The following is a 16,351-nucleotide window of genomic DNA, read 5'->3' as shown; positions in this document are numbered from 1 at the left end:
CGTACCTTAAGTACGCTCCGCTCCCCTTAAGTACGCTCCGCTCCGGTTCTCGAAATCACCACCATATGACTCGCAGGAGCGAATTTCGAAACGGCCTCTGCGTCGGCTCGTTAGGTCAAGCGTGCCCCGCAGCGGCGCTCAAATGGGCGAGGTCGATGCCGATCGAAGCCAGGATGCGGTCGTATTTGCGCTCGATGTCGGTGTCGAAGAGAAGCTCGGGCGTCGCCGGACAGGTGAGCCAGCCATTCTCGGCGATCTCCGTTTCGAGCTGGCCGGCGCCCCAGCCGGAATAGCCGAGCGCCATCAGCGCATGGCGCGGGCCGCGGCCGGTGGAGATGGCGCGCAGGATGTCGACGGTCGCGGTCAGGCAGATGTCGTCGGAGACGTTGAGCGAGGATTCCACGCGATAATCGCCCGAGTGCAGCACGAAGCCGCGGCTGCGGTCGACCGGCCCGCCATTGCGCACGACGAAATCGCGCGTATGCGCCGGCAGGCGGATCGCTTCTTGCTCGTTCATGATGCCGAGCTGCACAAGCAGGTCCGGAAACAGCATCTGCTGCGTCTGGTTGATGATCAGCCCCATCGCGCCCTCGTTGCTGTGGGCGCAGATGTAGATGACGGAGCGCGCGAAACGGTCGTCCTTCATGCCAGGCATGGCAATCAGGAACTGGTCGTCGAGGAAGCCGCGTCCGGCGGCCGCCTTCTTGTGGCGCAGCAAGTCCATGGCTTGAGCGTAACGCGTTTCGGCAGCGCCGAAAAGATGGTGCCAGTCCCCGATGTAACGCAAATATGATACCGGGAGAGCGACGAAGTCATTGCGCGGCCAAGAACGGACGGTCAAATCACCGCCATGCGATACATGAAAAGACTGGTTCTCGGCGTCGTTTTGGGGTGGGCTGCAAGCCTCCCGGCCGAGGCCTCCTCCTCGGTCTGGTACAACAGTGAGGGCGGCAAGGTTCGGCTGGTGACCACCGGCAAGCCCGACGATGCCGGCAAGATCCACGGCGTGCTCGACATCGCGTTGAAGCCCGGTTGGAAGACCTATTGGCGCGATCCGGGCGATGCAGGCGTGCCGCCGCAGCTCGACATATCCGGCAGCACCAACATCGCCGACGCCCAATTGTCGTTCCCGCCGCCACGGCGGCATGACGACGGCTACGGCAAATGGGCCGGCTACGATCGTCCGGTGTCGCTGCCGGTGACCTTCACGCTGTCTTCGCCCGGCCAGCCGGCGACCATCGACGCCCATGTCTTCCTCGGCATCTGCGAGACGATCTGCATCCCGGTGCAGACCCAGCTCAGCGTCGATCCCAGTTCCGATCCGGACAACGCGACCGACGCCGCATTGGTGAAAATCGCGCTCGCGACGCTGCCCTCCCCGGCCCGGTCCGATTTCGGCATCAGCGTGCTGCCCGGCGACCACGAGACCCTTGTCGTCCAGGCGCAGTCGCCCGGCGATCCGGAATCCGTCGATTTCTTCATCGCCGGCGAGCGCGACTACATGTTCGGCGCGCCGGTGCGCAGCGAGAAGGACGGCAAGCTCGTCTTCACCGTGCCGATCCTCGACCGGCCTTCGGCAACGCCGACCGATGGCGGGCTCTACTACACGCTGACTAGCGCCGAGGGTTCGGTGGACGGGCTGCTGCCTTTCCCTTGATCCAGCGGTGCTTCTTAGCCGCAATTCCGGACGGAAAACCGCCGCGCACTTTTCCTGGACTTGCTGTGAGAGGTTGCTGGCAGCCGCGCAGTCCGATATCGAAGGCGTCAGTCCTTCCCAACTCCCCCAAACGAGGCTCCCCATGACCATTTCGGTTGGCGAAAAACTGCCCGACGTGACCTTCAAGACGATGACCGCCGATGGCGCGAAGGATATCAAGGGCAACGAGATCTTCGCCGGCAAGAAGGTGGTGCTGTTCGGCGTCCCCGGCGCCTTCACGCCGACCTGCAGCAACAACCATTTGCCGGGCTATCTGGAAAACCATGACGCCATTCTGGCGCGCGGCGTCGACACGATCGCCGTCGTCTCGGTCAACGACGTGCATGTCATGGGTGCTTGGGCGCGCTTCTCCGGCGGCGAAGGCAAGATCCTCTATCTCGCCGATGGCAGCGGCGATTTCGCCAAGGCCGTGGGGCTCGACAACGATCTTTCCGCAGCCGGCATGGGCCTGCGCTCCAAGCGGTTTTCGATGATCGTCGACGACGGCAAGGTCACCGCGCTCAATGTAGAGACAAAGCCTGGCGTCAACGAGAGCGGCGCCGCCAAGATCCTCGAGCAGCTCTGATGCTCGACGTCGTCTGGCGCGCGGTGGCGATCGGCATCGGCGCCACCGTGTTCATGGATATCTGGGCGATCATCCTCAACAAGGCGATCGGCCAGCCCTTGCCCAATTGGGGCATGGTCGGCCGCTGGGTCCGGCATCTGCCCGAGAAGGTATTCCACGACGATATCGGCAAGGCCGCGCCCTATGCGCATGAAAGGGCGCTGGGCTGGGCCTTCCACTATCTGGTCGGCATCCTCTACGGCGTGATCCTGGTGGTGCTCGCCGGGGCGGGCTGGCTGGCGGCGCCGACCTTCCTGCCTGCCTTCATCCTCGGCATCGTCACCGTCGGAGCCGGCTGGTTCCTGCTGGCGCCGGGCATGGGCGCCGGCTGGGCGGCATCCAAGCTCCCCAATCCGACGAAGGCGCGCGCGCTCAACCTCATGGCGCACACGGTGTTCGCGCTCGGCATGTTCTCGACGGCGCTGCTGATCCGGTAACGATCAAATGTCGTGATGCGGCGCTGGTTCGTCGATCGGCCGCCAGCCGTGGAGGATGCGGCGCGCCTCAATGTCAAAGGCGAAGTAGTTGCCGCCGCCCGCCGGCTGATCCGCGATACGGCTGATTTCCCGTCCACTGAGATGGAGGAGCAACAGCGTGCCGACACCGCCATGGCCGACGAAGGCGATGTCGGATTCACCGGCCGCAAGCACCGCATCGACCTCGCCCATGATGCGTTGCTGGGCGTCTATCGCCCTTTCCCAGCCTCGGATGCTGTCATGCGGCTTGGCGAAGAACTGATCGGCAACCGCCTCGAATTCCGGCGGCGGCAGGAAGCCCGTTGCCGACCGGTCGTTCTCGTGCATCCGCTCGCGCATCTCGACAACAAGACCGAGATGCTGCGCCAGGATTTCCGCGGTTGCGGTCGCCTTGCGTTCGGCGGACGAGACCACGCGCCTGATCGAGCCGATCCATGGCTGGTCGAGCATCGCGACAGCCCTCGCCCTGCCGATGTCGGACAATCCCCATTGAGGCACGGGAACGCCGGCGTCGATGCGCACCTGCGGGTGTGTGATGTAATAGGCTATCGGCACGACATGCTTCTCCGGCCAGAGTGCAGGCGAGCCCGCCGAAATCAATAGCTCTGGGTGGAGCGCCGTGCCCTTGGGGTCACGGGCTGCCTTGCCGCCGCGGCCGGCTTCGGCGCCGCTGCCGGCTTCGGCGGCAAGGCAGCCGAGCCCTTCTTGAACGGCGCCATGCCTTCGCGCGCGAGCTCGTCGGCGCGCTCGTTCTCGGGATGGCCGGCATGGCCTTTGACCCAGTTCCAGGTCACCTTGTGGCGCCGGTTGGCTTCGTCGAGCGCCTGCCAGAGCTCGCCATTCTTCACCGGCTTCTTGTCGGCGGTCTTCCAGCCGTTCTTCTTCCAGCCATGGATCCATTTGGAAATGCCATCCATGACGTATTTGCTGTCGGTGTGCAGCTCGACGGCGCAAGGCTCCTTCAGCGCATTCAGCGCCGATATGGCCGCCAGCAATTCCATGCGGTTGTTAGTCGTCTCGGCCTCGCCGCCGGACAATTCCTTGGTCTTGCCGTTGAAGCGAAGGATGGCGCCCCAGCCGCCGGGCCCAGGATTGCCCGAACAGGCGCCGTCGGTGAAGATTTCAACCTGCTTGGTCATGTCAGCCCGTATTCGGATGGCGATCGGATTGCTCGATGGAATCGCATGCGGCGGATATATTCGGTCGGATCGCGCTTCATCACCAGGCCGCCATCTGGAATGGTCAGCCAGTCATAGAGCCTGGTCAGCATAAAGCGCAGCGCCGAGCCGCGCGCCAGCATCGGCAGCGCGGCCTTCTCGTCGCTCGAAAGCGGCCGCACCGACTGGTAGCCGGCCAGCAGCGCCGCCCCCTTGGTCAGGTTGAAGGAAAAATCCTTCTCGAAGCACCAGGCGTTGAGGCAGGTGGCCACATCGTAGGCGTAGAGGTCGTCGCAGGCGAAATAGAAGTCGATCAGCCCCGACAGTTTTTCGCCGAGGAAGAAGACGTTGTCCGGGAACAGGTCGGCGTGGATGATGCCCTGCGGCAGGCCGGCCGGCCAGTTGCGCTCGAAATCGGCGAAGTCGGCGTCGACCTCGGCCGCCAGGCCCGGCTCGACCTCGTCGGCACGATCGCGCGAGGCGTCCCACAGCTTACGCCAGCCGTCGATCGCCAGCGCGTTCGGCCTTCTCATCAGGAAATCCTGGCCGGCGAGATGAAGGCTGGCGAGCGCCTTGCCGACTTCCGCGCAATGCGCAGCCGTCGGGCGCCTCAGCGACAGGCCTTCGAGGAAGGTGATGATGACGGCTGGACGGCCGGCGAGCGTGCCGATGACGGTGCCGTCATGCGCGGTGACCGGCAGCGGGCAGGAAATGCCCTTCCTGGCGAGATGGCCCATCAGGCCGAGAAAGAACGGCAGGTCGGCCTTGTCGACGCGCTTTTCATAGAGCGTCAGGATGTAGGAGCCGGTCGAGGCGTGGACCAGGAAATTGGAATTCTCGGTGCCTTCGGCGATGCCCTTGTAGGAGAGCAGTTCGCCAACCGGATAGGCTTTCAGGAACGCACTGAGTTCGTTCTCGTTGACATCGGTGTAGACGGCCATCCGGTTTCACGCCGCTCCATTGACGAAGGCCATGTCGGCCGCCGTCAGTTCGACATCGCGCAACACCCGCATTACCGGAAAGTCCTCCGTTTCCGTGGCCGTGATGGCCAGATCGATGGTGACGTCGAAGCGCTGCCGGAACGCGTCGATGATCTCGTCGACGATGATTTCCGGCGCCGAGGCGCCGGCCGACAGGCCGAGCGTCCTGATCCCGGCGATCTCATCCCACGGAATTTCGGCGGCGCGCTGCACGAGAAGCGACATCGTGGCGCCCGCACGCTCCGCCACTTCGACAAGGCGACGCGAGTTGGACGAATTGGGAGCGCCGACGATGAGGAAAAGATCGGCGCCCGCCGCCGTCTCCTTCACCGCTTCCTGGCGGTTGGTGGTGGCGTAGCAGATCGATTCGGCCGCGGCCGCGTGCAGTTCGGGAAAGCGCTCCTGGAGGGCCCGGATGATGCCGGCTGTGTCCTCGACCGACAAGGTCGTCTGGGTGACGAAGCCGAGCGCCGAAGCGTCGACCGGCACGAAGCGCGCCGCATCGGCCTCGGTCTCGATCAGCGTCACGGCGCCCTCCGGCAATTGGCCCATCGTGCCGATCACTTCCGGGTGCCCGGCGTGGCCGATCAAAAGCACATGGCGGCCGAGCCGCTGGTGGCGCATCGCCTGCTTGTGCACCTTGGACACGAGCGGGCACGTGGCATCGAGGTAGAAGAGATTGCGCGCCTCGGCGTCCGCCGGCACCGACTTCGGCACGCCATGCGCGGAAAACACAACGGGCGACTGGCGATGCTCGGGCGGGATCTCGGACAGTTCCTCGATGAAGACGGCGCCCAGGCTCTGCAGCCCTTCGACGACGTAGCGGTTGTGCACGATCTCGTGGCGGACATAGACCGGCGCGCCGTATTTCTTCAGCGCTAGCACGACGATCTGGATGGCGCGGTCGACGCCGGCGCAGAAGCCGCGCGGCTGGCAGAGCCTGATCGTCAGCGGGGGCTTTTTCTGGGTCATGAATGCGGCCGGTTTAGTCGGAAAGCTTCAGGCGAAATGAGGTGCGCACCCCTGCCCTGTCAAGAGCGGCGGCGCTCACTGCTCTTTCGCCGGGCGGCGGAGTCTCAGGATCAGCACGGCCGCGAGCGCCGCGGCCAGCCCGTACCAGGTGACGGCATACTGCAAATGGTTGTTCGGCAGGTCGATGATGGTGACGCCGCCGACCGGCAGGCCGCCCGGGTTCGGCGTCTTGTCGGCATCGATGAAGAACGGCACCAGCACAAACCCCGCCGGCAGACCGGCGCTCGCCGCCATGGCATCGCGGTCCTTCCAATAGAAGATGTTCTTGGCGACATCGTTGTCGGGAAGCATCATCGACGGCTTTGCGGGCAGCGGATTGCGGGCGAGCCCGGTCACCGTAACCTTGCCGGCAACCTCGCCCTGCTTGCGCTTGGCCGGATCCTTGAGGTCGTAGGGAACGAAGCCGCGGTTGACGAGCACGAAGCGGCCATTCTCGAGCTGCAGGGGGGTGTAGACGTTGAAGCCGCTGTCACCTTGCCAGGTGGAAAAGAAATGCCGTTCGCCCTGATGCAGGAAAGTGCCGGTCACCGTCACCGGCGTGTAATCGACATCATGGGAAGCGGCGAATTCCTTCTCGACGTCGGCCAGCGGCAACGGTGCGGAATGCGTGCGCTTGTCGACGGTTGCGAGCAGGCCTTCCTTCCAGTGCAGGCGCTGGACCTGCCAGGTGCCGAGCCCGATCAGGACCGCGAACAGGACAAGGCCGAGGCCAAGCACCAACGCCGTGCGGGGCCGTGAACGGCCGCCAACCAAACTGGTCGTCTCGCTCATTCGCTGGAATCCAGCCTGCCCTCGGAGGCCTTCTTCGAATACTGCAAGGTGATCAGCACGCCCTTGATCAGGCGCAGCGCCGTCAGACACAGCACCAGCGCCAGCGGTATCCACACCATAAAGTGCAGCCAGAGCGGCGGATTGAACGTCACCTCCATCCACAATGCGAGGCCGACGACGACGAAGCCGATGATCAGGATGACGAACACGGCCGGTCCGTCGCCCGCATCGGCGAAGGAATAGTCGAGCCCGCAATTGTAGCAGCGCTTGCCGACGGTGAGGAAACCCGAAAACAGCTTGCCTTCGCCGCAGCGCGGACAGCGGCCATGCAGGCCGGCCGAGATCGGATCGATGGGTGGCCAGATCGCCTTATCTTCACTCATCTAATGATCTTCGCTCATTCAATGATCTCGATCGGTGTGCCGTCGGCCACCATTGTCCAGATTTCATCCATATCGGAGTTCGTAACGGCAATACAACCGTCGGTCCAGTCGACCATTTGAAGCAGCCAGCCCAGCCGGCCGAAGCCATCCGGCTGGCCGTGGATCATGATCAAGCCGCCAGGATCGACGCCGCGGGCCTTTGCCTCCGCGGCATCGTCAATGTTGGGATAGGAGATGTGGATCGACTTGTAGGCGACACTGTTGGGATTGCGCCAGTCGAGCACATAGCGGCCTTCCGGCGTTCGCTCGTCGCCTTCGCGATGCTTGTGGCCGACAGGATGGCCGCCCAGCGCGATGCTGTAGCTGCGCAGGATTTTGTCGCCGCCGATCAATTGCAATTGCCGTTGCGATTTCTCGACCCGTACCAGATCGACCTTTTGCGCAGGTAACACATCCGGCTCCTGTACCGGAGACGTCGCGATCAGATACGCGCATACAGCCAAGGGAATTCGCGCCCACATGACCTACCGATGGCCGGCCATTGCGCCGAAAAGAAGAAGGCGGCCGCGTCGCCGCGACCGCCCTCGAAATTCCTGAAAAACTGCTGAACGCAATTCCGGGAAAATCGCTACGCGCTTTTCCCGGAATTGCTTTTTATCAGTGACCTTCGATCATCGCGCCGTTCGAGGCCCAGACATAGATCGCGCTGAACAGGAACAGCCAGACCACGTCGACGAAGTGCCAATACCAGGCAGCCGCCTCGAAGCCGAAATGCTGCTTCGGCGTGAAGTCGCCGCGCATCGCGCGCACCAGGCAGACCAGCAGGAAGATGGTGCCGATGATGACATGAAAGCCATGGAAGCCGGTCGCCATGAAGAAGGTGGCGCCGTAGATCGAATCCTTGAACGCGAAGGGCGCATGCATGTACTCGTAGGCCTGCACCATGGTGAACAGCATGCCGAGGCCAACGGTCAGCACCAGGCCGTTGATCAGGCCCTTGCGGTCGCCATGCAGCAGCGCGTGGTGCGCCCAGGTCACCGTCGTGCCCGACAAAAGCAGGATGATGGTGTTGTAGAGCGGCAGGTGGAAGGGGTCGAGGACCTCCATGCCCTTCGGCGGCCAGACGCCGCCGGTGAAGGCGGCGCGGGCATATTGCGAGGCTTCGCCTGGGAACAGGCTGGCGTCGAAGAAGGCCCAGAACCAGGCGACGAAGAACATCACCTCGGAGGCGATGAACATGATCATGCCGTAGCGCAGGTGCAGCGACACGACGCGCGTGTGGTGACCCTCATGCGCTTCCTTGATGGTGTCGGACCACCAGGCGAACATCGTGTAGAGCACGATGATCATGCCGATGAAGAACAGCCACGGATTGGCGATATTGTGGCCGAACACCGGGAAGTCGCCAGCCTTCAGATACTGCATCAGGCAGACGCCGCCGATGGCGGTGATCAGCGCGCCGATCGAGCCCAGGAAAGGCCACGGGCTGGGATTGACGAGATGGTAGTCGTGTTGTGGTTTTGCGTGCGCGTCTGCCATATCAACCCCCGAGGCTTGCTTCGGAATCTGGAACTTTGTTGCTGCTGCCAGCGGCCGGCGCCGACGAGGCGACCGGCTGTTTCTTTTCGACCGGGAACATCGTGTAGGACAGGGTGATGGTCTTCAAGTCCTTGAGTTCCGGCACGTTGACGATGTCTGGATCGACATAGAACACGACCGGCATGTCCAGCGTCTCGCCGGGCTTCAGTGTCGTGTCGGTGAAGCAGAAGCACTCCACCTTGTTGAAATAGGCGCCGGCCATCTCCGGCTGCACGTTGAACGAGGCGCGGCCGGTGATGGTGCGGTCGAACTTGTTGGTGGCGCTGTAATGCGCCTGCGCCGTCGCGCCGATCTTGATCGTCACCGAGCGGGCGACGGGCTCGAACTGCCACGGAATGCCGTTGGTGTTGGCATCGAAGCGGATGGTGATGTCGCGGTCGAGCACGCGGCCGGCATATTGCTTCTCGGCGCGCCGCGTGGTGCCGCCATAACCGGTCACTTGGCAGAACATCTTGTAGAGCGGCACCGCTGCATAGGCCATGCCGACCATGCCGGTGAAGAAGGCAAGGCAGACAGCCGCGACGATGGCGTTGCTGTTGACCTTGCGAGGCTTGCTCAAGTCGCCGCTCATCAGCCGCCTCCCAACAGACCCGACGATGTCAGGCTGGCGCCGTGGTGGCCGAAGCGCACGATGGTGACGGCATAGAAGATGACGACAAGTGCCGCCAGCGCGACACCTATGGCAATGGAGCGGTTGCGGCGCGCCTTCTGCTGGCGTTCCGTCAGCGTTACCAGTTCGAGCTTCTTGTCGGCCACGATCATACACCCCCCATCATCAGGGCGCGCCCGACCACGCAGTCGACGAGATAGACGGCGAAAATAGCGAAGAGATAGAGCAGCGAATAGGCAAACAGGGCTTTTGCCGGCTTCATCGCGCGGTCGTCGTCGCGCATGCCCAGCACCTTCCAGGCATACCACGCGAAGCCTAGACCTAGCAGAGCGGAAACCACGCCATAGCCGGCGGTGGTGTAGCCGAGCACCCAGGGCAGCACGCCGACAGGCGCCAAGATCAGCGCATAGGCGAAGATTTGGCGGCGCGTCGAGGCGTGGCCGGCGACATTAGGCATCATCGGGATGCCGGCGCGGGCATAGTCGTCGGACTTGAACAGCGCCAGCGCCCAGAAATGCGGCGGCGTCCACAGGAAGATGATCAGGAACAGGATCACGCTTTCGAGGCTGACCGATCCGGTCACTGCCGCCCAGCCGATCACCGGTGGGATGGCGCCGGCGGCGCCGCCGATGACGATGTTCTGCGGCGTCCAGCGCTTCAGCCACATGGTGTAGATGACAGCGTAGAAGAAGATGGTGAAGGCAAGCAGCGATGCCGACAGCCAGTTGACCAGCACGCCGAGCGTCATCACCGAAAGCGCCGAAAGCACCAGGCCGAAGCCCAGCGCCTCGCCCGGCGAGACGCGGCCGGCCGGCACGGGACGGCTGGCAGTCCTGGTCATCACCGCGTCAATGTCGGCGTCGTACCACATGTTGAGAGCGCCCGAGGCGCCTGCGCCGATGGCGATCGCCAGGATGGCGACCATCGCTATCAGCGGGTTGATGGCGACGGGCGCCGCGATCAGGCCTACAAAGGCTGTGAAGACGACCAGCGACATGACGCGCGGTTTCAACAGGGCGAAGAAATCGCCCGCGGTCGCTTCCGATATGCGAAAGCCCGCGTCCTCCATCAATCTGTCGTCAGCAAGGGCCATGCGTACTTAAGTCCGTTATTCCGTTGGCCAAGACCGCCGGCGGGCCGGCGGTCTCGTATTTCGGGCAGCGCCTACTTGATCTTCGGCAGCTGTTCCCACTGGTGGAACGGCGGCGGCGAAGGCAGCTGCCATTCAAGCGTCGTGGCGCCCTCGCCCCACGGATTGGCGCCTGCGACCCGCTTCTTTTGGAAGGCCTCGAAGACGCAGTAAAGGAAGATCAGGACGCCGACCGCCGAGATGTAGGAGCCGATGGACGAGACATAGTTCCAGCCGGCAAACGCGTCGGGATAGTCGATTGTGCGGCGCGGCATGCCGGCAAGGCCGAGGAAATGCTGCGGGAAGAAGATCAGGTTGACGCCGACGAAGGTGACCCAGAAGTGGGTGTTGGCGATGACTGGCGAATACATGTAGCCGGTCATCTTCGGGAACCAGTAGTACCAGCCGGCGAAGATCGCGAACACGGCGCCCAGCGACAGCACATAGTGGAAGTGCGCGATGACGAAATAGGTGTCGTGCAGCGAGCGGTCGAGGCCGGCATTTGCGAGCTGAACGCCGGTCACGCCACCGATGGTGAACAGGAAGATGAAGCCCAGCGCCCACAGCATCGGCGGCTTGAAGGAGATCGAGCCGCCCCACATGGTGGCGATCCAGGAAAATATCTTCACACCCGTCGGCACCGCGATGACCATGGTGGCGAACACGAAGTAACGCTGCGTGTCGAGCGACAGGCCGGTTGTGTACATGTGGTGCGCCCAGACGATGAAGCCGACGGCGCCGATCGCGACCATGGCATAGGCCATGCCGAGATAGCCGAAGACGGGCTTCTTCGAGAAGGTCGAGACGATATGGCTGATGATGCCGAAGCCAGGCAGGATCAGGATGTACACCTCGGGATGGCCGAAGAACCAGAACAGGTGCTGGAAGAGGATCGGGTCACCGCCATTGTCCGGCACGAAGAAGGAGGTGCCGAAATTGCGGTCGGTGAGCAGCATGGTGATGGCGCCCGCCAGCACCGGCAGCGACAACAAGAGCAGGAAGGCGGTGACCAGCACCGACCAGGCAAATAGCGGCATCTTGTGCAGCGTCATGCCCGGCGCGCGCATGTTGAAGATGGTGGTGATGAAGTTGATGGCGCCGAGGATCGACGAAGCGCCGGCGATGTGGATCGACAGGATCGCCAGATCCATCGCAGGGCCAGGCTGGCCCGATGTCGAAAGCGGCGGATAAAGCGTCCAGCCGCCACCGACGCCAAAGGCGCCGGGCGCGCTCGGCATGAACAGCGAGGCCAGCAGCAGGAAGAAGGCCGGCGGCAGAAGCCAGAAGGAGATGTTGTTCATGCGCGGGAAGGCCATGTCCGGCGCGCCGATCATGATCGGCACCATCCAGTTGGCGAAGCCGCCGATCAGCGCTGGCATGACCATGAAGAAGATCATGATCAGCGCGTGCGCGGTGCCGAAGGCATTGTACATGCTTTTGCCGCCGTCGATGGCGGCATCGCCGTTCATGCCATAGACCATCTGCGCCAGACCGGTGAAAATCTGGATGCCCGGCTCCTGCAACTCCATGCGGATGACGACCGAAAGCGCGCCGCCGATGATGCCGGCGCAGATCGCGAAGATCAGGTAGAGCGTGCCGATATCCTTGTGGTTGGTGGAGTACACCCACCGGACCCAGCCATGATAGGGCTTGTGGTCGTGATCGTCGTGAGCTGCAGCCTCTGCCATGTTCCGCTCCGTTCCCTAATTCTTGCTAACCCGCGACATCAGTTGCCGGCGGCCGCTACCTTATTGGTACCATCGATCTCGGCCATCAGCGCCTTGTTGGCGCCGGGCACGTCGGTCTCGGCCGTCGCCAGCCAGGTCTTGAACTGCGCCTCGGAGACGACGCGGATCGCGATCGGCATAAAGGCATGGTCCTTGCCGCAGAGCTGCGAGCACTGGCCATAATAGAGGCCTTCTTTCTCGGCCTTGAACCAAGTCTCGTTGGTGCGGCCGGGCACCGCATCCATCTTGATACCAAAGGACGGCATAGCGAAGGAATGGATGACGTCGGTCGCGGTGATCAGCACGCGGGTCATGGTGTTGACCGGCACGACCAGCTCGTTGTCGACCGCCAGCAGGCGCGGATAGAGGGCGCGATCTTCCTTGCCGGCCTTGGCGCGGTCGCCGTCCTGGAGGATAGCCGAGTTGAAGGAGAAGGTCTTGTCGACCTGGTATTCGTAGTCCCAGTTCCACTGGTTGCCGGTCGCCTTGACGGTGAGCTTTGCTTCTTCCGGCGGCGTGTACTGCGCGGTGAGGAGTTGGAAGGAGGGAATGGCGATGAGCAACAGCACGATCACCGGCCCGACCGTCCAGATCACTTCGATCAGCGTGTTGTGGCTGGTCTTGGACGGTACCGGATTGGCGCTTGCGCGGAACTTGACGATGCAGACCAGCAGCAGCAGCAGCACGAGGATGGTTATCGGGACGATGAACCACATCGTGTAGTTCCCGAACCGCTCGATCTGCCGCATCATGTCGGTCGCGGGAGCCTGGAAGGTCACCTCCCATTCCCGCGGCTGGTCGGCACGGGCCGTCGCACTGGAGAAGAGCACGGCCGAAGCTGCCGCACCTGCCAAGAATTCAGCGCTTGCCAGGAATTTCCTCATCGCCCTCTCGTCTCCCACTTCCCACGATCTGATCGCACCAATAACGGACGATGCCGGGATTGGGAATCCCGGTCTGTCCCTAGGGTGGTTCAAACCATACTCTATTTCCCTCCGCAAGAAAGGAGCGGAGGAAACCGTGCGGCATTTTTGCGCGCAAGCCGGAGGCCGTGTTCGGCCACCGCCATGCTATGGGCCGGGCGGTCGCAATTCGGGCGAATTTGCTTTGGAAAAGCATGGAATTGCCGGTATCGGGGCGGACCGGCGGCGGTCTCGTCCTTTACTTGGCCCCGGCGCGGCTTAAAGTGCCGTGATTCGCAATGGAGCCGTTATGACTTCCTGGCTTTCGAGAACCCTGGCGAAGGTCGTCCTTGCCGTCGCCGTGCTCGGTGTCGGCGTAGCCGTTGGCGCCGCTGCCTCGCCGAACAACGCCTCGCCGCCGAGCGGCACGGTGAAGTCGACGCATGGCGCGTGGTCGATCATCTGCGATACGCCCGCAGGTGCTACCTCCGAGCAATGCGTGATGATGCAGAACGTCGTCGCCGAGGACCGCCCTGAAATGGGGCTTTCGGTCGTGGTGCTGCGCACCGCCGACAACAAGGCCGAGATCCTGCGCGTGCTGGCGCCGCTCGGCGTGCTCTTGCCCAACGGCCTCGGCCTCAATGTCGACGGCAAGGATATCGGCCGCGCCTATTTCGTGCGCTGCTTCCAGGACGGCTGCTATGCCGAGGTGATCCTCGAAAAGCCGCTGCTCGACACGCTGAAGAGCGGCACTTCCGCCACCTTTATCGTCTTCCAGACGCCCGAGGAAGGCATCGGCATCCCTGTCGACCTCAAGGGCTTTGCGGAAGGCTTCGCCGCCCTACCTTGATCTTCTTGCCCATGCGCCGCTCTGCACGCTGAGGTCCGGTGGCGAATGCGCGTTGGCAGCCAGGAGGCTTGATGCGCGCGAACCTATCCGCTTTCATGACCGGTCTGGCGTTGGCCGGCACGGTTTCGGTCGCACGGGCCGAGGATGCCGAAATCCTCCAGAAGCCCGACCCGACGGCGATCCTCGATATCGCCAAGGGCTTCGGATCGGCCAGGATGGACAAGGACGACAATGGCGATCCGATGATTTCCGGGCGGATCGACGGCGTCAAATACGCAGTCTATTTCTATGGCTGCGAGGACCACGAAAACTGCAAGTCGCTGCAATTCTCGACAGGCTACACCGACCCGCTGACCGAGGAGCAGGCCAACGCCTGGAACAAGAAGTATCGCTGGGTGAAGGCCTATGCGGGCGACGGCTCGAATTTCAAGATGGATGTCAGCTTCGCCGGCGGCATCACCAGGGCCAATCTCGAGGAGCAGTTTTCCAACTGGAACGCGATGGCCGGCAACATCAAGGACTTCGTCAGCGGCAAGTGATGGCGGCGCAATCGCCGCTATGATCGCGTTGGCGATTGTCTGACGGCGACTTCGCGCCTACATCCCCCATATCAAGGAGATAGAGCATGATGTCGTCCGAAAACCGCTTCACACTTTTCGGCATCATGCTCTAGAACGATTTGTTTCCACGAATGGATTTGCCATGAACAGCCTGATCGGCCAATTCGACATTTCCGACGATCGCGTCAAGGAGATCGTCACCGAGACCATCAAGGGCGCCGACGACGGCGAGCTGTTCCTCGAATACAGCGAGAGCGAAGCGCTGATGTTCGACAATGGCCGGCTTAAGACGGCCAATTTCAACACCGACCAGGGATTCGGCCTGCGCGCCGTGGCCGGCGAGGCCAGCGGCTATGCGCATTCGAGCGACCTCTCCGAAGCCTCGCTCAAGCGCGCGGCCGATGCCGTCTCGGCGGTCAAGGGCGGCTATTCCGGCCAGCTCGCCGGCGCGCCCGCCCGCACCAACCGCCACCTCTATGGCGACGAAAACCCGATCCCCTCGCCTTCCTTCGAGGCCAAGGCCAAGCTGTTGCAGGAGATCGACGGCTGGCTGCGGGCGAAGGATCCGCGCGTGCGCCAGGTGACGGCCTCGCTCGCCGCCTCGTGGCAGCATGTCGAGATCGTGCGCGGCGACGGCCAGATCGTGCGCGACATCCGCCCGCTGGTCAGGATCAACGTGTCGGTTGTGGTCGGCAGCGGTGACCGGCAGGAGAGCGGCTCATACGGCATGGGCGGCCGCAAGAGTTTTGGCGAGTTCGTCGGCGAGGAAAGCTGGAAGCACGCCGCATCCGAGGCGCTGCGGCAGGCGCTGGTCAATCTGGAAGCGGTTCCGGCGCCGGCGGGCACGTTCGACATCGTGCTGTCCAGCGGCTGGCCGGGCGTGATGCTGCACGAGGCGGTCGGCCACGGGCTCGAAGGCGACTTCAACCGCAAGAAGACATCGGCCTTCGCCGGCCTGATGGGTAGCCAAGTGGCGGCGAAAGGCGTCACCGTGGTCGACGACGGCACCATCCCCGAGCGGCGCGGCTCGCTCACCGTCGACGACGAAGGGACGCCTTCGGCGCGCAACGTGCTGATCGAGGACGGTAAACTGGTCGGCTATATGCAGGACCGCCAGAACGCCCGGCTGATGGGCATGAAGGCCACCGGCAACGGCCGCCGCGAAGGCTATGCGCACCAGCCGATGCCGCGCATGACCAACACCTACATGACTTCCGGCGACAGGGAGCCGGACGAGATCATCGCCTCGGTCAAGAACGGCATCTACGCCGTTTCCTTCGGCGGCGGCCAGGTCGACATCACCTCGGGCAAGTTCGTGTTCGGCTGCACCGAGGCCTACATGATCGAGAACGGCAAGGTGACGCAGCCGATCAAGGGCGCGATGCTGATCGGCAACGGGCCGGACGCCATGCACCGCGTCAGCATGATCGGCAACGACATGCAGCTCGACAACGGCATCGGCATGTGCGGCAAGGCTGGACAGGGCGTGCCAGTCGGCGTCGGCCAGCCGCATCTCAGGATGAACCAGATGACGGTGGGCGGCACCAGGGTTTGAGCGCCTGAACGCAGGGAAGGCCAGGATGTCGCTTTCTGAAAAACTCATGGTGATCGTCTTGACCAAGAGGCCACGCGGAGTGCTGTCAAAGCTCGCGCCGGCGTTTCGCCGACGCAACCGAAGGATGTTTTTGGGTCCCTGCCATCCAAGGGCGCACCGAAGACACTGAAAGAGATGGATGCAGGCGTGCTCGCTGAAGCACGGCGCCATGCTCGCGTTTGAGCATGTCGGCATCTTCCGGTAGCATCCGCTAAAACGATAGCCTTCGGGCCGGTGCTATCATGTCAAAACCCAAGATC

20 protein-coding genes are annotated in these 16,351 nt (G+C 63.2%); 6 read left to right on the top strand and 14 right to left on the bottom strand.

The features are described 5' to 3' along the window. Positions 1-115: 115 nt before the first annotated feature. A complete protein-coding gene (locus FJ471_RS21440) occupies positions 116-724 on the bottom strand; it encodes a YqgE/AlgH family protein (protein WP_140806742.1) in 609 nt (202 codons plus the stop codon). Between the two features lie 126 nt (positions 725-850). Here FJ471_RS21440 and FJ471_RS21435 point away from each other — a divergent pair, with 126 nt between their 5' ends. From FJ471_RS21435 to FJ471_RS21425, 3 genes are all read left to right on the top strand, one after another. Further along, a complete protein-coding gene (locus tag FJ471_RS21435) occupies positions 851-1,657 on the top strand; it encodes a protein-disulfide reductase DsbD domain-containing protein (protein WP_140806741.1) in 807 nt (268 codons plus the stop codon). 142 nt (positions 1,658-1,799) lie between these two features. Further along, on the top strand, positions 1,800-2,282 hold the full coding sequence (locus FJ471_RS21430; RefSeq protein WP_140806740.1) for a peroxiredoxin: 483 nt from the start codon (positions 1,800-1,802) through the stop codon (positions 2,280-2,282). Then, positions 2,282-2,758 carry a DUF2938 domain-containing protein gene (locus FJ471_RS21425; protein WP_140806739.1) on the top strand — a complete coding sequence of 159 codons (477 nt, stop codon included), beginning with the start codon at positions 2,282-2,284 and terminating at the stop codon, positions 2,756-2,758. The genes FJ471_RS21430 and FJ471_RS21425 overlap by 1 nt, the downstream gene beginning before the upstream one ends. A 3-nt stretch (positions 2,759-2,761) precedes the next feature. Here FJ471_RS21425 and FJ471_RS21420 read toward each other — a convergent pair whose 3' ends face one another. The 13 genes from FJ471_RS21420 to coxB all read right to left on the bottom strand — a co-directional run bounded on the left by FJ471_RS21420 (position 2,762) and on the right by coxB (position 13,069). Next, complete coding sequence (locus tag FJ471_RS21420) at positions 2,762-3,352, bottom strand: histidine phosphatase family protein (RefSeq protein WP_140806738.1); 591 nt, start codon at positions 3,350-3,352, stop codon at positions 2,762-2,764. Between the two features lie 41 nt (positions 3,353-3,393). Beyond that, a complete protein-coding gene (gene rnhA, locus FJ471_RS21415) occupies positions 3,394-3,936 on the bottom strand; it encodes a ribonuclease HI (RefSeq protein ID WP_140806737.1) in 543 nt (180 codons plus the stop codon). After that, positions 3,933-4,895, bottom strand: a complete 963-nt coding sequence (locus tag FJ471_RS21410; protein WP_140806736.1) for a homoserine kinase — start codon at positions 4,893-4,895, stop codon at positions 3,933-3,935. Before FJ471_RS21410 ends, rnhA begins: the two co-directional genes overlap by 4 nt. Before the next feature lie 6 nt (positions 4,896-4,901). Continuing rightward, positions 4,902-5,906, bottom strand: a complete 1,005-nt coding sequence (gene ispH, locus FJ471_RS21405) for a 4-hydroxy-3-methylbut-2-enyl diphosphate reductase (protein ID WP_140806735.1) — start codon at positions 5,904-5,906, stop codon at positions 4,902-4,904. A gap of 75 nt (positions 5,907-5,981) precedes the next feature. Continuing rightward, a complete protein-coding gene (locus tag FJ471_RS21400) occupies positions 5,982-6,737 on the bottom strand; it encodes an SURF1 family protein (RefSeq protein ID WP_181179626.1) in 756 nt (251 codons plus the stop codon). Continuing rightward, a complete protein-coding gene (locus tag FJ471_RS21395; RefSeq protein ID WP_140806734.1) occupies positions 6,734-7,120 on the bottom strand; it encodes a DUF983 domain-containing protein in 387 nt (128 codons plus the stop codon). The genes FJ471_RS21400 and FJ471_RS21395 overlap by 4 nt, the downstream gene beginning before the upstream one ends. A gap of 14 nt (positions 7,121-7,134) precedes the next feature. Next, entirely contained in the window at positions 7,135-7,641 is a 507-nt protein-coding gene (locus tag FJ471_RS21390; RefSeq protein WP_140806733.1) for a L,D-transpeptidase family protein, read from the bottom strand. 136 nt (positions 7,642-7,777) lie between these two features. Next, positions 7,778-8,659: a cytochrome c oxidase subunit 3 gene (locus FJ471_RS21385; RefSeq protein WP_140806732.1), complete on the bottom strand. Its 882-nt coding sequence runs from the start codon at positions 8,657-8,659 to the stop codon at positions 7,778-7,780. 1 nt (position 8,660) lies between these two features. Continuing rightward, positions 8,661-9,290, bottom strand: coding sequence for a cytochrome c oxidase assembly protein (locus tag FJ471_RS21380; protein WP_140806731.1), 630 nt, complete (start codon positions 9,288-9,290; stop codon positions 8,661-8,663). After that, positions 9,290-9,481: a hypothetical protein gene (locus FJ471_RS21375; RefSeq protein WP_140806730.1), complete on the bottom strand. Its 192-nt coding sequence runs from the start codon at positions 9,479-9,481 to the stop codon at positions 9,290-9,292. Before FJ471_RS21375 ends, FJ471_RS21380 begins: the two co-directional genes overlap by 1 nt. Beyond that, positions 9,478-10,422 carry a heme o synthase gene (locus FJ471_RS21370; protein ID WP_140806729.1) on the bottom strand — a complete coding sequence of 315 codons (945 nt, stop codon included), beginning with the start codon at positions 10,420-10,422 and terminating at the stop codon, positions 9,478-9,480. The genes FJ471_RS21375 and FJ471_RS21370 overlap by 4 nt, the downstream gene beginning before the upstream one ends. A 71-nt stretch (positions 10,423-10,493) precedes the next feature. Beyond that, complete coding sequence (gene ctaD, locus FJ471_RS21365) at positions 10,494-12,146, bottom strand: cytochrome c oxidase subunit I (RefSeq protein WP_140806728.1); 1,653 nt, start codon at positions 12,144-12,146, stop codon at positions 10,494-10,496. A gap of 38 nt (positions 12,147-12,184) precedes the next feature. Next, positions 12,185-13,069, bottom strand: coding sequence for a cytochrome c oxidase subunit II (coxB, locus tag FJ471_RS21360; protein WP_140806727.1), 885 nt, complete (start codon positions 13,067-13,069; stop codon positions 12,185-12,187). A 328-nt stretch (positions 13,070-13,397) separates the two neighbouring features. Here coxB and FJ471_RS21355 point away from each other — a divergent pair, with 328 nt between their 5' ends. The 3 genes from FJ471_RS21355 to tldD all read left to right on the top strand — a co-directional run bounded on the left by FJ471_RS21355 (position 13,398) and on the right by tldD (position 16,052). After that, a complete protein-coding gene (locus FJ471_RS21355) occupies positions 13,398-13,937 on the top strand; it encodes an invasion associated locus B family protein (protein WP_140806726.1) in 540 nt (179 codons plus the stop codon). 71 nt (positions 13,938-14,008) lie between these two features. Further along, positions 14,009-14,476 carry a YbjN domain-containing protein gene (locus tag FJ471_RS21350; protein WP_140806725.1) on the top strand — a complete coding sequence of 156 codons (468 nt, stop codon included), beginning with the start codon at positions 14,009-14,011 and terminating at the stop codon, positions 14,474-14,476. 163 nt (positions 14,477-14,639) lie between these two features. Then, complete coding sequence (gene tldD, locus FJ471_RS21345; RefSeq protein ID WP_140806724.1) at positions 14,640-16,052, top strand: metalloprotease TldD; 1,413 nt, start codon at positions 14,640-14,642, stop codon at positions 16,050-16,052. Positions 16,053-16,351: the final 299 nt, after the last annotated feature.

Origin of the sequence: Mesorhizobium sp. B2-7-1 (genome assembly GCF_006440735.1) — a bacterium.
GTDB lineage: Bacteria > Pseudomonadota > Alphaproteobacteria > Rhizobiales > Rhizobiaceae > Mesorhizobium.
This window is presented reverse-complemented; position numbering and strand designations above follow the sequence as displayed.